A 13095-nucleotide genomic window follows, 5' to 3' on the forward strand; every position below is an offset into this window, starting at 1 on the left:
ATTCACTTAGCATGAAAATGCATAACTAAAGGTTATTTCTTATTTGTCCCCTCACGGCAGACTCCGTATCACTGTGTTAACAATAATTGTTCGACCGGGGGAGTGGATGAACTTTCAACAATTAAAAATTATTCGGGAATCGGCGCGTTGCAACTACAACCTGACCGAGGTGGCCAACACTTTATTTACCTCACAATCTGGGGTCAGTCGTCATATTCGGGAACTGGAAGAAGAGCTGGGCATCGAGATATTTATTCGCCGCGGCAAGCGTTTATTAGGCATGACCGAGCCGGGCAAAGAGCTGCTGGTGGTAGCGGAGCGCATCCTGAATGATGCCAATAATATCCGCCGTCTGGCGGATGTATTCAGCAGTAACGATTCCGGCCAGTTGCACATCGCTACTACCCATACCCAGGCGCGTTATAGCCTGCCGGGGGTGATTAAAGAGTTCCGGGCGTTATACCCACGGGTGAGAGTGGTGTTGAATCAGGGTAGCCCCGAGGAAATTGTCGGCATGCTGGCTTCCGGCGAAGCCGATATCGGCATTGCCAGTGAAAGGCTGATGAGTGATGAATCTCTGGCAGCCTTTCCTTATTACCGCTGGCATCACACCATTCTGGTGCCGGAGGGGCATGAGTTGACCCGCCAGCCGCAGGTGACGCTGGAAATGCTCAGCACTTTGCCGCTGATCACCTACCGACAGGGGATTACCGGTCGTTCACGGTTGGATAGCGCTTTCAAAGCCGCCGGGCTAACGCCGGATATTGCCTTAAGCGCACAGGATTCAGATGTGATTAAGACCTATGTCGAACTGGGGTTGGGGGTGGGGGTGTTGGCGGATATGTCTTACGAGAAGGAACGCGACCATGGGTTGGTCAGCCTTAACGCCGAACATCTGTTCGAACCCAATACCGTTTGGTTAGGTTTGAAACGCAGCCAGTTACAACGTAACTATGCCTGGCGGTTTATCCAGCTGTGTAACCCAACGCTATCGCTAACCGAAATCAAAGACAAAGTATTTTCCTCACAGCTCGATACGGTGATCGACTACCAGATTTAGTTCAGACGCCGGCGAAAACGCGCCGGGCATAGCGCCCGGCGATAGATAAAGTTAAAGCTGTTTTCTCAACAGTTTTCTCACCATACGGCGTTTGCTTTTTTGCACTGGGCCAATGACTTCCAAAATGGGGATTTCTTCAGGAGGCAGTGGATTCGCCATTTGCCAGCGAAGATGTTGCTGCAAAATTTCGATCATGATTTCTTTTTCTTCTTGAATGGTTAGCGTTGGGTCGTTCAGGTCCCTGTCCTTCATGCCGCTCTCCTTTTTGAACGTTATTTGTACACACCATATCACGCAAGGACTTACCGCTGAATTTTTTTAAAGCGGCGTAGGTATTTTCTCAACGAGTTAAAATCCGTTGTGCAGTTCATGGTACCGGGTATCAGGGTGAATGATGCCTGGCGGGTATAAAGCTCGAGCAGATGATTGTTGAGAACGTTGCTGATCAATATGTTGGGCAGCGCTGCACTTATCAGATCTTTGCTGCTAAGGGACTGCACAAAACGTTGTTTTCTCTAATGCGCAGCGGTACGCAAAAGATGTCATTGGTACTCAGAATTGCCCCGACGATTACGCTACCACCCGCAAAATCCCGCCAGCTTAATAATCAAAATCGCAGCTATAGACATAAAAAGAATATCTATAGTTATTTAAGTACCTTCGCCTGCCGATGGCTCTCACATACACTCGCGAAATTACTATAAATTCCATCCGCTTGGAGAGTTTTGATGAAAGCGTTCGTCCCTTCTTTGGTGTTTTTGGCCGTGGCGGCCAGTTTCAGCACGCAGGCAGCAACTCCGGCCAATACTTTGGTGATCGCTCAATCAATTGATGACGTGGTCAGCTTTGATCCGGCACAGGGTTTTGAATTAACCACGGTGCAGTCGTTTAACAGCCTGTACCAACGGCTGATTCAATCCGATCCGCAAAACCCGATTGAGCTTAAACCGACGCTGGCCAGCGAATGGCAGGCGGGCAGCGATAACCGCAGCCTGACTTTTACCCTGCGCCCAGACGCCAAATTTGCCAGCGGCAATCCACTGCGCCCAGAGGATGTGATCTTCTCTTTGTCGCGGGTGGTGAAGCTGAATCTGGAGCCGTCGTTTATCCTCACCCAACTGGGCTGGAACGCTAAAAATGTCGACCAGTACCTGACCAAGGTCGATGACCATCGGGTAAAAATCAGCTGGAGTGAAAACGTCAGCCCGGCCTTTGTGCTTAGCCTGTTATCGGCCCCGGTGTCGTCCATTGTCGATGCCAAAGAAGCGCTGGCGCATCAGCAGGGTGATGACTTTGGTCATCAATGGTTGAACAGCCATTCTGCCGGTAGCGGCCCGTATAAAATCCGCACCTATGTGCCGCATGAAGTGGTGGTGCTTGACGCCAATCCTGGCTCGCCAGAGGGCGCACCCACGCTGAAAACCATCCTGATCAAGAACGTGCCGGATCCGGCCGCCCGCCGCCTGCTGATCGAGCAGGGAGACGCCGATATTGCGCGTAACCTGGGTGCAGACCAGATGGCGGCGCTGAAAGGCAAGCCGGGCGTCAAGCCGCTGGCGATCCCCTATGCCTCACTCTATTTCCTGCAGTTCAACGCCAAGGCGTCACCGGCACTGGGGAACCCGGCATTTTGGGAGGCGGCGCGCTGGCTGTTCGACTATAAAGGCATTGCCGACGACCTGCTGAAAGGGCAGTTCCAGAATCATCAGGCGTTCCTGCCGGAGGGTTATCTGGGGGCGTTGAAGGATAAGCCTTACAGCTTTAATCCGACCAAGGCCAAAGAAATTCTGGCCAAGGCCGGTCTGAAAAACGTCAGCTTTAAGCTGGAGGTCAACAACCAGCCGCCGTATCTGGATATCGCACAGGCATTACAGGCCAGTTTCGCGCAGGGCGGGGTGAAGGTGAGTCTGGTACCGGGACTCAGCGCGCAGGTCTCCACCAAGGTCAAATCCCTCAACTACGATGCGGTCCTGACCTCCTGGGGGCCGGACTATTTTGACCCAAATACCAACGCCGCCGCCTTCGCCTATAACCCGGAAGACGGCAGCAAAACGCTGGCCTGGCGTGCCAACTGGCAGATCCCTGCGTTAAACAAGCTGACGCTGGCGGCCACGGCGGAAAATGACACCGCCAAACGGGTGGCGGATTACCAACAGTTGCAGCAGGCGGTTCAGAAAAGCTCGCCGTTTGTGATAGGCCTGCAGGCACGCAGCCTGATTGCGGTGCGCGACAACCTGAAAGGCTACGAGCAGGGCATCAACCCTGACATGGTGTTCTACAGCAAGGTCAGCAAGTAATGATCAGCCGTTCCTCTTCGGCCGGGTTCACCCGGCACAGTTGGCGCTGGGGTCGCAGGCTGCTTACCGGTTTGCTGTCGCTGGCGTTGACGCTGTTTGGCCTGCTGTTGTTCACCTTTATGCTCTCACACCTGGCGCCGATCGATCCCGCGTTGCAGATAGCCGGCGATCACGCCAGCGAAGCGACCTATGCTCAGGTGCGCCACGATTTGGGGTTGGATCAGCCGTTGCCGGTGCAGTTCTGGCGTTATCTGGTGCATCTGGCGCACGGGGATCTGGGCATCTCGCGAATTACTTCGCAGCCGGTGCTGAGCGATTTACTTCGTACCTTCCCGGCAACGGTCGAGCTGGCGACCTGCGCGATCATTCTCGGTGCCGTTGGCGGCATTACGCTGGCATTTCTGGCGGTAATCAAACCGGGTGGCTGGCTGGATAATGCGGCACGCTTGCTGTCACTGATTGGCTATTCGGTCCCCATCTTCTGGCTGAGTCTGCTGGGGCTGCTGCTGTTTTATGCCACATTGCATTGGTCGGCGGGGCCGGGACGGCTGGATGATATCTATCTGTACAGCATGGAACCGCGCAGCGGATTTATCCTGATCGACAGTTGGCTGTCCGGCGATCGCGAAATGTTCTACAACGCCATCAGCCACCTATGGCTGCCGGTGGTGGCGCTGGCACTGCTGTCGATGGCGGGCATCACCCGTTTACTGCGCGCTGCGATGCTGGAAGAGTGCAATAAAGAGTACGTTACCCTGGCGCGTTCCAAAGGGGCCAGCCGCGCGCGCATTCTGGTGCGTCACGTATTCCCCAACGTGTTGGGCACGTTGATCACCGTACTGTCGCTGTCCTACGCCAGCCTGCTGGAGGGCGCGGTATTGACCGAAACGGTATTCGCCTGGCCTGGTGTTGGGCGTTATCTGACCACCGCGCTGTTTGCCGCCGATACGCCGGCCATCCTTGGTGCCACCTTGCTGATTGGCACCTGTTTTGTGGTGCTTAATGCGCTGGCTGACGCGCTGACCTATTTAGTGGACCCGCGAACTCGATGAGCCAATACCTTTCTGAACATGAACCCCAAAGTGAGCCAGCCGCCGCTTACCGCCCACGCGGCCGACTGACCACGCTAACGATTGGCGCAACGCTGGTGGTTATTTTAATCCTCACTGCGCTGCTGGCCCCCTGGCTGGCGCCGTTCGATCCCAACTTGCAGCACATAGAGCTGCGGCTGTTGCCGCCTTCTTCCGGCCATTGGCTGGGCACCGACGGCTTTGGCCGTGACCTGTTGTCGCGGGTGATTTACGGGGCTCGTCCAACGCTGATCCTGGTGTCATTGATCCTGCTGCTGACTATTCCGATTGGCCTGCTGGTGGGCATTAGCGCCGGTTATCTCGGTGGCTGGGTCGAACGTATTCTGATGCGCATAACCGATATTTTTCTGTCGTTGCCCAGCCTGGTGATCGCGCTGGCGTTTGTCGCGGTACTGGGGCCGGGGTTGATGAACGGCGCACTGGCGTTGGCGTTAACCAGTTGGCCATCTTTTGCCCGCCAGGCGCGGGCAGAGACCCTGGCGCTGCGCCGCAGTGATTATTTGGCAGCAGCGAGGATGCAGGGCATCGGTGGTCTGCGGCTGATGGCCGGGCACATTTTGCCGTTGTGCCTGCCGAGTGCGGTGGTGCGTGCGGCACTGAGTCTGGGCGGGATTATCCTGTCCGCTGCCGGTCTGGGCTTTCTCGGCATGGGCGTGCCACCGCCGACCGCCGAATGGGGCTCGATGGTGGCCGAGGGAAGCAAAGTGATTTTCGACCAATGGTGGGTCGCCGCGGTACCGGGTGGGGCGATCCTGTTCGCCAGCCTGGCCTTTAACCTGTTGGGCGACGGCCTGCGCGATAAAATGGATCCTCGACATGGACATTGATAACCCTTTATTGACCGTCGAACGGCTGTCGGTGGCGCTGCCTGCGTCACCGCCGTTAGTCAAAGAGATTTCTTTCAGCATGGGGCAGGAACGGTTGGCGCTGGTCGGCGAGTCCGGCTCCGGCAAATCCCTGACCGCACGGGCCTTGATGGGGCTGCTGCCGCCCCCGTTGCAGCTGCAGGCGCAGCGTTTAACCTTGGGTGGGGACGATCTGGCACGCCTGAGCGAGAGTCAGTGGAACCGTCTGCGCGGCAATAAAGTGGCGATGGTGATGCAGGATCCCAAGCATGCGCTGAACCCGACCCAGCCGATTGGCCGTCAGGTGGAGGAGCCGTTGCTGCTGCATACCCGCCTGGGCCGCGCCGAACGGCGGGAGAAGGTGCTGGATATGCTGGCGGCGGTTGGCTTGCCCGATCCCGCCGCGCTGCGTCAACGTTACCCGCACCAGCTGTCTGGCGGCATGGGACAGCGGGTGATGCTGGCAATCGCGTTGATTAACGATCCGCAATTACTGATTGCCGACGAACCCACGTCCGCTTTGGATCACCAGATGCGCGATCAGGTATTGCAACTGATCGAGAACCTGGTGGAGCAGCGCAATATGGGCCTGATTTTGATCAGCCACGATTTACAACAGGTGGCGCACTACTGCGAGCGGGTGCTGGTGATGTACAAGGGGGAACTGCTGGATCAGTTACCCGCCGATCGTTTGGCCTCAGCCACCCACCCCTATACCCGCACGCTGTGGTCGTGTCGACCAAGCCGGGACACCCGCGGAAAACCCTTGCCGGTATTGGATCGTGCGCTATTGGAGTCGCTGAAATGAGCCTGATCACTCTGGATAATCTCAGCGTTAGCCATCGGCAGGGCTATGACGTGCGTACCGTGGTGCATGAGGCCAACCTGCATATTGAAGCGGGCGAGTGTTTTGGTTTGGTCGGCCCCTCCGGCTGCGGAAAATCGTCGCTGTTGTGGGTATTGGCCGGGCTGAATGAAAACTGGAGCGGCGGTTTCCAGTTGTTGGGGCGCGATCTGCAGCCGGGACGTCCGTTCACCGGCACGCTGCGGCGTGAAGTACAGATGGTGTTCCAGGATCCCTATGCTTCGTTGCACCCCAAGCACCGGTTGCTGCGTACGCTGGCGGAGCCGCTGAAATTGCTCAAAGAGAGCGGTATCGAACAGAAGATTAGCGCCGGTTTTCGTCAGGTAGGATTGGATCCCCGGCTGTTGGACCGTTATCCGCACCAGCTTTCCGGCGGTCAACGTCAACGGGTGGCGATAGTGCGCGCACTGCTGTTAAAACCCAAACTGCTGTTGCTCGATGAGCCAACTTCGGCGCTGGATATGTCGGTGCAGGCGGAGATCCTCAACCTGCTCAACGAGCTGAAGCAGGCGGGTGACCTGACGATGATCCTGGTCAGTCACGACGCTGATGTGATCGACCACATGTGTGATCGCTCGGTGGCGATGGCGCACGGCCGTTTGGTGAACTGAATTCAGCCCGCCGTTAACCCGGCGGGTATTATTTGGCGTCAATAGACATCTGCGTAATAAATAAAGCAATTTATAGTCGTTCTTCTGCTAAGTCACTGCCCCTACACTCGAAAAATAACGCATCCGCGTGATCCTGGAGAGTGCATCGATGAAACGGTTAATCCCCACCTTATTGTTCAGTGCCCTGGCGGCGAGTTTTGGCGCGCAGGCAGTTACCCCGAAAGACACGCTGGTGGTAGTCAGCTCGCTGGAAGGCATTATCAGTCTGGATCCGGCGGAAAGTTTCGAAACTGTCAGCTCGGCCAACCTGGTCAATCTGTATCAGCGGTTACTGACACCGGATCGCAGCACGCCGGAAAAATTGGCCCCGGAACTGGCCAGTGGTTGGCAGGCGGGGGCGGACGGTCGCAGCCTGATTTTTACTTTGAAGGCTAATCAGCGCTTTGCTTCCGGTAATCCGGTGCGGCCGGAGGATGTGATTTTCTCACTGGTAAGAGCGGTGAAATTGAACAAGGCGCCGTCGTTCATTCTCGGCGAGTTCGGCTGGACGCCGGAAAACGTCGAGAGCCAGTTGAAAAAGCTGGGCGATAACCAGGTGCAGTTAAGCTGGTCGGCCAATATCGGCAGCGGGCTGGCGCTGCGGCTATTGACCGCGCCGGTGGCGTCGATCGTCGATGAAAAACTGCTGAGTGAGCACAGTCAACAAGGGGATTTCGGCAACGCCTGGCTGCGTTCGAATTCCGCTGGCGCTGGCCCTTATCGCGTCAGCAACTATGTACCGCATGAGGCACTGTTGTTTAGTCGTAACGACTATGCCCAGCCGCAGGCGAAGCTGAAAACGGTGCTGCTGAAGAATGTTAGCGATGCCGGGACCCGACGCCTGTTGCTGCTGAAAGGAGATGCCGACGTGGCTTACGATCTGGGTGCCGATCAGTTCAATTCGCTGCGTAAAGCGCCGGGGGTCAGGATAGAGCAGCAGGACTCGTCCAAAGTCTATTATCTCGGCTTCAATACCGGCAGCAAGCAGACGCCGGCGTTGAGCAACCCGGCCCTGTGGCAGGCGGCGCGCTGGCTGGTGGACTATCAATCCATTGCCGACAACCTGTTGAAGGGGCAGTACCGCGTCCATCAGGCGTTTCTGCCGCTGGGGCTGGACGGCGCGATCGACAACCAACCGTTCAAGCTCGACGTGGCCAGGGCCAAACAGATTTTGCATGACGCCGGTATCGCCGAAGGCACGCGCATTGACCTGATCGTCATCAACCAGCCGCCGTATACCGATATTGCCCAGGCGCTGCAGGCCAGCTTTGCCAAGGCCGGTTTGCAACTGGATATCCATCCGGTGGTGGAAAGCGATCTGTGGGGCAAGATGCGTAGCCGTGATTTCCAGGCCATTTTCACCTACTGGGGCGCCGATTATCTGGATCCAAACACTAACGCCAGCGCCTTTGCTTACAACGTGCCCGGCGGGCCGAAAACCCTGGCATGGCGTACCCAGTGGAACATCCCGGCGCTGAGTGCGGAAACCCGCGCAGCGGCGGCGGAAGGTGACGGGGCAAAGCGCGCCGCCCACTACGCCAGCTTGCAGCGCGAATTACAGGCCAGTTCACCTTACGTGGTGGCATTGCAGGGGCAAACGCTGGTGGCGCTGCGCGATAACGTCAAAGACGCCAAAGTGGATATCGCCAACAGTATGCTGTATCTGGATCGCGTGAGTAAGTAACCCGCCACGGCACGGCTTTTGCAGGATCGGTTTATTTAGCGAATCGGGGATCCTGTCATGAGCCGCAATCACGTTTTCCCACCCAGCGCCGGCGACTTTTTGCTGGCCTCCAGGCGCTGTGAAATCACCGTGCTACAACAACTGTTGCAGATGGGGCTGCTGGTCGGCCGGGTCAGCCAGTTGATCCACGTGCTCCAACGGGAACGCGGTACCGTCAATATTTACCTGTGTTCACAGGGAGCATTGTTCGGTGAACGCTTGGCCGGAAGGGCGCAGGAAGTGGAACAGGCTGAACTGGCGGTGCAGCGCCAGTTGATGCAGTTGGATGACAACACCGCCCCCCTGGCCAGCGCCAGCCGTCTTTTCAGCCGCATTGCCTGCGCATTGCATAATCTTGCCGGCCTGCCCGCGTTGCGCTGCCAGGTGCAGCAACGTCAAATTTTGCAGCCTGCCGCCATGGGCATCTTTAATGAAGTTATTCATAGCCTGCTGGCGCTGGTGTTTGAAGCGGCGGATGCCTGCGCGGAACCCACCACGGCACGTGCGTTGATCGCCATGTTCAGCTTTATGCAGGGCAAGGAGCTGGCTGGGCAGGAACGGGCGATCGGTGCGGCCGGTTTTGCCTCCATGCATTTCGATGAGTCGGCGCACCAGCAGCTACTGGTGCTTATCGAAGGGCAAGAGCGCTGTTTTGCTACCTTCAGCGAGTTTGCCGATGAGCCTTCGCTGGCCCAATGGCGGCGAATACAGCAACAGGATGACCGCGAGTTTGAGCGCCTGCGCCGTATTGCCTGCACCCAATGGCAACTGAGTAATAAAGCCGACACCAGTCTGCGCTGGTTCGAGATCACCAGTGCGCGTATCGATCTGATGAAACAGATTGAGGATCGGCTGGAGGAGGCGCTGATGGTCAGTTGCCGCCACAATCTGACCCAGGCCCAGCACGCAATGGCGGAGGACTGCGCAGATTACGCGCCACAGCCTATGCGAGAAAGTTACGCGGTTTTCGTGGCTGCGCCTTTGGGGGATGCATCGCCGCTGGTGGGGGATGGTATCCATCCGCGTCTGGGGCGATCGATGCTGGAATTGATTCAGCAGCAGTCACAACGTCTGCATGCGCTGTCGGAGGAACTGGCCACGGCGCGTGCGACCTTGAGTGAACGCAAGCAGATCGAACGCGCCAAAGCGTTGCTGATTCAGCATCGCGGATTGACCGAGGCGGCGGCCCATCGGCTGTTGCTAAAGATGGCGATGAACAAGAACCAACGGCTGATTGATATCGCCAATGCCATGCTGGCGGTGGCGGATATTCTGCCGCCAGTGTCGGATACTCCCTAAGGGGTATATGCACACAGTCAGTGCAGTTACTGCCTTGCGATCGTGCAAAAGGGACGAATATATTTGCCCTGAATCATGCGGGCGCAGCATGCAGCGCCCCTACGGCCCGCATAACTATAACTTGGCATGTAAAATTAAAAATTGGCACGCAAGCTGCATTAATAAAACGTAGCCCGGCCAATGGCGGTCGGGTTGCCAACAAGATTATGGATAAAGGCGTCCTTTCAGCATGTTCACCCCAACGGTGGAATGTGCTGATGGGACGCCTTTTTTATTTTATCGCCTAATTGAAGGAATTGCCGATGACGCACACCAAACCCTCCGGACTTAGCCTGACGCGCCGCCGTTTTTTGGCCGGTAGTGCGGCGTTGGGCGGCAGCATGATTTTGCCCGGCCTGATGAACGCCGCCTGGGCGGCAGGCTCTGACGCCCCGGAGAAAAAAGAGATCCGCGTGGGCTTTATTCCACTTACCGATTGCGCTTCGGTGGTGATGGCGGCGGTGAAACAGTTCGATCAGAAGTACGGCATCAAAATTATCCCCAGCAAGGAGGCCAGTTGGGCGGCAGTACGCGACAAACTTTTGTCCGGTGAACTGGATGCGGCGCACGTGCTGTACGGCATGGTGTATGGCCTGCAGCTTGGCGTCGCCGGACCGCAGCAGGATATGGCGGTGTTGATGACGCTCAACAACAACGGTCAGGCGATTACGCTCTCCAACCAGTTAAAGCAGGCCGGTGTCATCGATGCTGCGAGCTTGAAAAAAACCGTCGATGCCAGCGCCAAAGGCACCTATACCTTCGCCCAAACCTTCCCGACCGGCACCCACGCCATGTGGCTGTATTACTGGCTGGCTAACGCCGGAATTCACCCGTTTGACGACGTGCGCAATGTGGTGGTGCCACCGCCGCAGATGGTGATGAACATGAAAATCGGCAACATGAGCGGTTTTTGCGTGGGTGAGCCGTGGAACCAACGCGCAATTGCGGAAGACATTGGTTTTACCGCCGTGACCAGCCAGGAGATTTGGCCCGATCACCCGGAAAAGGTGCTGGGTACCACCGGCAACTGGGTGACGGCCAACCCCAATAGCGCCCGCGCGTTGACCGCTGCGGTACTGGACGCCGCACGCTGGATCGACAGTTCGGACGCCAACCGACAGGAAACCGCTCAGGTGGTGGCGGGGCGCGCCTATATCAACACCAAGCCGGAAATCATTACCGGCCGCATGCTCGGCGAATACCAAAACGGTCTGGGCAAGTCGTGGCAGGACTCACATGCGATGCGTTTTTTCCACGATGGCGAGGTGAGCTACCCCTACCTGTCCGACGGCATGTGGTTCCTGACCCAGCATCGCCGCTGGGGCTTGTTGAATGCCGAACCGGACTATCTGGCCGTCGCGAAGAAAATCAACCGTATCGAAATCTATAAGCAGGCGGCCAGCGCGGTGGGTGGGGTAAACCTTCCCGGCAGCGATATGCGTACCAGCACGCTGTTAGACGGCAAGCGCTGGGACGGCAGCAATCCGGCGGAATACGCCAACAGTTTCACTTTAAAGCGTTGAGGTCACCAATGAAAAATCTTGCTGAACGGATCGATATTCCTGCGTCATCGCGGGCAGAAGTCAGTGCGGAAATCGTGCCGCTAAAGCGCCCGGTAATGCCACTGCCGCAGCGCAAAGCCCGCTGGGGTTTACTGTTACAGCAGGGTTTCCGCCGTGGCGTGCCCGCCGCGCTGGGATTGGTGCTGGCCCTGGTGGTCTGGCAGATTGCGGCGCTTAACAGCAAGGGTTTCCCTACGCCATGGGCCACCTGGCAGGCGGCACTGGTGCTGTTTGCCGACCCATTTTATTCCGCCGGGCCGAACGATCAGGGCATTGGCTGGAACGTACTGGCTTCGCTGCAGCGTGTGGCGACCGGTTTTGGGTTGGCGGCGCTGGTCGGTATTCCGGCCGGTTTTCTGCTGGGGCGCTTTGCGTTTCTGGCCAACATGCTCAACCCGATCATTTCACTGCTGCGCCCGGTCAGTCCGCTGGCCTGGTTGCCGATTGGTCTGCTGCTGTTCCAGCGGGCGGAGCCTGCTTCAACCTGGACCATTTTCATCTGTTCCATCTGGCCGATGATCCTCAACACCGCCGAGGGTGTCACGCGTATTCCGCAGGATTACCTCAACGTGGCGCGGGTGCTCAAGCTGTCGGAGTGGACGGTAATGCGCAAAATCCTGTTCCCGGCGGTGCTGCCTTATGTGCTGACCGGTGTTCGTCTGTCTATCGGTATCGCCTGGCTGGTGATTGTGGCGGCGGAAATGCTGACCGGCGGCATCGGCATTGGTTTTTGGATCTGGAATGAGTGGAACAACCTCAACGTCGAAAACATCATTATTGCCATCATCGTGATCGGTGTGGTCGGGCTGCTGCTCGAACAGGGACTGATGTTACTGGCAAAACGTTTTAGTTATCCGAACCGCTAGGAGTACGCCATGAAACCAATTATTCAGGTCCAGAACGTCAGCCAGCGTTTTGCCACCCCGCAGGGGGAGTTTATTGCGCTGGATCGGGTGAGTTTTGATATTCAGGCCGGGGAAACTCTCAGCCTGATCGGCCACTCCGGCTGCGGTAAATCAACGCTGCTGAATTTGATCGCCGGGCTGACCTTGCCCAGCGACGGCGTGTTGCTGTGTGACAACCGGCAAATCACCGGGCCTGGCCCGGAGCGCGGGGTGGTGTTCCAGAACCATTCGCTGCTGCCGTGGCTGACGACCTACGAGAATGTGGCGCTGGCGGTGCATCAGGTGTTTCGCCATGAGATGACGCGCAGCGAAATGCGCGACTGGATTGAACATAACCTGGCGCTGGTGCATATGAGCCATGCGCTGGACAAACGGCCGCATGAAATCTCCGGTGGTATGAAGCAGCGCGTTGGCATAGCTCGCGCACTGGCGATGAAACCCAAAGTGCTGTTGATGGATGAACCCTTTGGCGCACTGGATGCGTTAACTCGTGCACATCTGCAAGACGCGGTGATGGAAATTCAGCAGCGGCTGCACACCACCATAGTGCTGATTACCCACGACGTCGACGAAGCGGTGTTGCTGTCTGACCGGGTGTTAATGATGACCAACGGCCCGTCGGCCACCGTCGGCGAAATCCTGCCGGTGGCGCTACCACGCCCGCGTTCACGAGTCGCGCTGGCGGATGACCAGCAATATCACCATTACCGTCGGCAGGTGCTGAAATTCCTTTACGAGAAGCACGCGAAAGCGGCATGA

General features: G+C 57.3%; 12 protein-coding genes. 11 read left to right on the plus strand and 1 reads right to left on the minus strand.

Features of this window, described 5'->3' with window-relative positions:
* Positions 1-106: 106 nt before the first annotated feature.
* Entirely contained in the window at positions 107-1060 is a 954-nt protein-coding gene (cbl, locus tag OCH02_RS03090; RefSeq protein WP_135316988.1) for an HTH-type transcriptional regulator Cbl, read from the plus strand.
* A 51-nt stretch (positions 1061-1111) separates the two neighbouring features.
* Here the strand turns inward: cbl and OCH02_RS03095 are convergent, their stop codons facing one another.
* Positions 1112-1312 (minus strand): hypothetical protein, encoded by a 201-nt coding sequence (locus tag OCH02_RS03095; RefSeq protein WP_261429793.1) that lies wholly within the window; start codon positions 1310-1312, stop codon positions 1112-1114.
* 476 nt (positions 1313-1788) lie between these two features.
* Between OCH02_RS03095 and OCH02_RS03100 the strand changes: the two genes are divergently transcribed.
* The 10 genes from OCH02_RS03100 (at position 1789) to OCH02_RS03145 (ending at position 13095) form a co-directional block, all read left to right on the plus strand.
* Complete coding sequence (locus OCH02_RS03100; RefSeq protein WP_261429794.1) at positions 1789-3357, plus strand: ABC transporter substrate-binding protein; 1569 nt, start codon at positions 1789-1791, stop codon at positions 3355-3357.
* Entirely contained in the window at positions 3357-4409 is a 1053-nt protein-coding gene (locus OCH02_RS03105; RefSeq protein WP_261429795.1) for an ABC transporter permease, read from the plus strand. The genes OCH02_RS03100 and OCH02_RS03105 overlap by 1 nt, the downstream gene beginning before the upstream one ends.
* Positions 4406-5275, plus strand: coding sequence for an ABC transporter permease (locus OCH02_RS03110; protein ID WP_261429798.1), 870 nt, complete (start codon positions 4406-4408; stop codon positions 5273-5275). Before OCH02_RS03105 ends, OCH02_RS03110 begins: the two co-directional genes overlap by 4 nt.
* Positions 5265-6101 carry an ABC transporter ATP-binding protein gene (locus OCH02_RS03115; protein WP_261429801.1) on the plus strand — a complete coding sequence of 279 codons (837 nt, stop codon included), beginning with the start codon at positions 5265-5267 and terminating at the stop codon, positions 6099-6101. The genes OCH02_RS03110 and OCH02_RS03115 overlap by 11 nt, the downstream gene beginning before the upstream one ends.
* Complete coding sequence (locus tag OCH02_RS03120) at positions 6098-6769, plus strand: ABC transporter ATP-binding protein (RefSeq protein WP_261429804.1); 672 nt, start codon at positions 6098-6100, stop codon at positions 6767-6769. The genes OCH02_RS03115 and OCH02_RS03120 overlap by 4 nt, the downstream gene beginning before the upstream one ends.
* 148 nt (positions 6770-6917) lie before the next feature.
* A complete protein-coding gene (locus OCH02_RS03125) occupies positions 6918-8492 on the plus strand; it encodes an ABC transporter substrate-binding protein (protein WP_261429806.1) in 1575 nt (524 codons plus the stop codon).
* Between the two features lie 57 nt (positions 8493-8549).
* The gene (locus tag OCH02_RS03130; protein WP_261429808.1) at positions 8550-9830 is read left to right on the plus strand and encodes a nitrate regulatory protein; all 1281 of its coding nucleotides are present in this window, start codon (positions 8550-8552) and stop codon (positions 9828-9830) included.
* A gap of 302 nt (positions 9831-10132) precedes the next feature.
* Positions 10133-11392: a CmpA/NrtA family ABC transporter substrate-binding protein gene (locus OCH02_RS03135; RefSeq protein WP_261429809.1), complete on the plus strand. Its 1260-nt coding sequence runs from the start codon at positions 10133-10135 to the stop codon at positions 11390-11392.
* An 8-nt stretch (positions 11393-11400) separates the two neighbouring features.
* The gene (gene ntrB, locus OCH02_RS03140) at positions 11401-12297 is read left to right on the plus strand and encodes a nitrate ABC transporter permease (protein WP_261429811.1); all 897 of its coding nucleotides are present in this window, start codon (positions 11401-11403) and stop codon (positions 12295-12297) included.
* Positions 12298-12306: 9 nt separating this feature from the next.
* Positions 12307-13095, plus strand: coding sequence for an ABC transporter ATP-binding protein (locus tag OCH02_RS03145; RefSeq protein WP_261429812.1), 789 nt, complete (start codon positions 12307-12309; stop codon positions 13093-13095).

It is taken from the genome of Serratia quinivorans (assembly GCF_946227985.1).
Classification (GTDB): domain Bacteria; phylum Pseudomonadota; class Gammaproteobacteria; order Enterobacterales; family Enterobacteriaceae; genus Serratia; species Serratia quinivorans_A.

Coding starts and splice junctions, on each gene's coding strand:
- OCH02_RS03130 (WP_261429808.1), top strand. CDS start 8,550: ATGAGCCGCAATCACGTTTTCCCACCCAGCGCCGGCGACTTTTTGCTG.
- OCH02_RS03105 (WP_261429795.1), top strand. CDS start 3,357: ATGATCAGCCGTTCCTCTTCGGCCGGGTTCACCCGGCACAGTTGGCGC.
- ntrB (WP_261429811.1), top strand. CDS start 11,401: ATGAAAAATCTTGCTGAACGGATCGATATTCCTGCGTCATCGCGGGCA.
- OCH02_RS03115 (WP_261429801.1), top strand. CDS start 5,265: ATGGACATTGATAACCCTTTATTGACCGTCGAACGGCTGTCGGTGGCG.
- cbl (WP_135316988.1), top strand. CDS start 107: ATGAACTTTCAACAATTAAAAATTATTCGGGAATCGGCGCGTTGCAAC.
- OCH02_RS03135 (WP_261429809.1), top strand. CDS start 10,133: ATGACGCACACCAAACCCTCCGGACTTAGCCTGACGCGCCGCCGTTTT.
- OCH02_RS03110 (WP_261429798.1), top strand. CDS start 4,406: ATGAGCCAATACCTTTCTGAACATGAACCCCAAAGTGAGCCAGCCGCC.
- OCH02_RS03145 (WP_261429812.1), top strand. CDS start 12,307: ATGAAACCAATTATTCAGGTCCAGAACGTCAGCCAGCGTTTTGCCACC.
- OCH02_RS03095 (WP_261429793.1), bottom strand. CDS start 1,312: ATGAAGGACAGGGACCTGAACGACCCAACGCTAACCATTCAAGAAGAA.
- OCH02_RS03100 (WP_261429794.1), top strand. CDS start 1,789: ATGAAAGCGTTCGTCCCTTCTTTGGTGTTTTTGGCCGTGGCGGCCAGT.
- OCH02_RS03125 (WP_261429806.1), top strand. CDS start 6,918: ATGAAACGGTTAATCCCCACCTTATTGTTCAGTGCCCTGGCGGCGAGT.
- OCH02_RS03120 (WP_261429804.1), top strand. CDS start 6,098: ATGAGCCTGATCACTCTGGATAATCTCAGCGTTAGCCATCGGCAGGGC.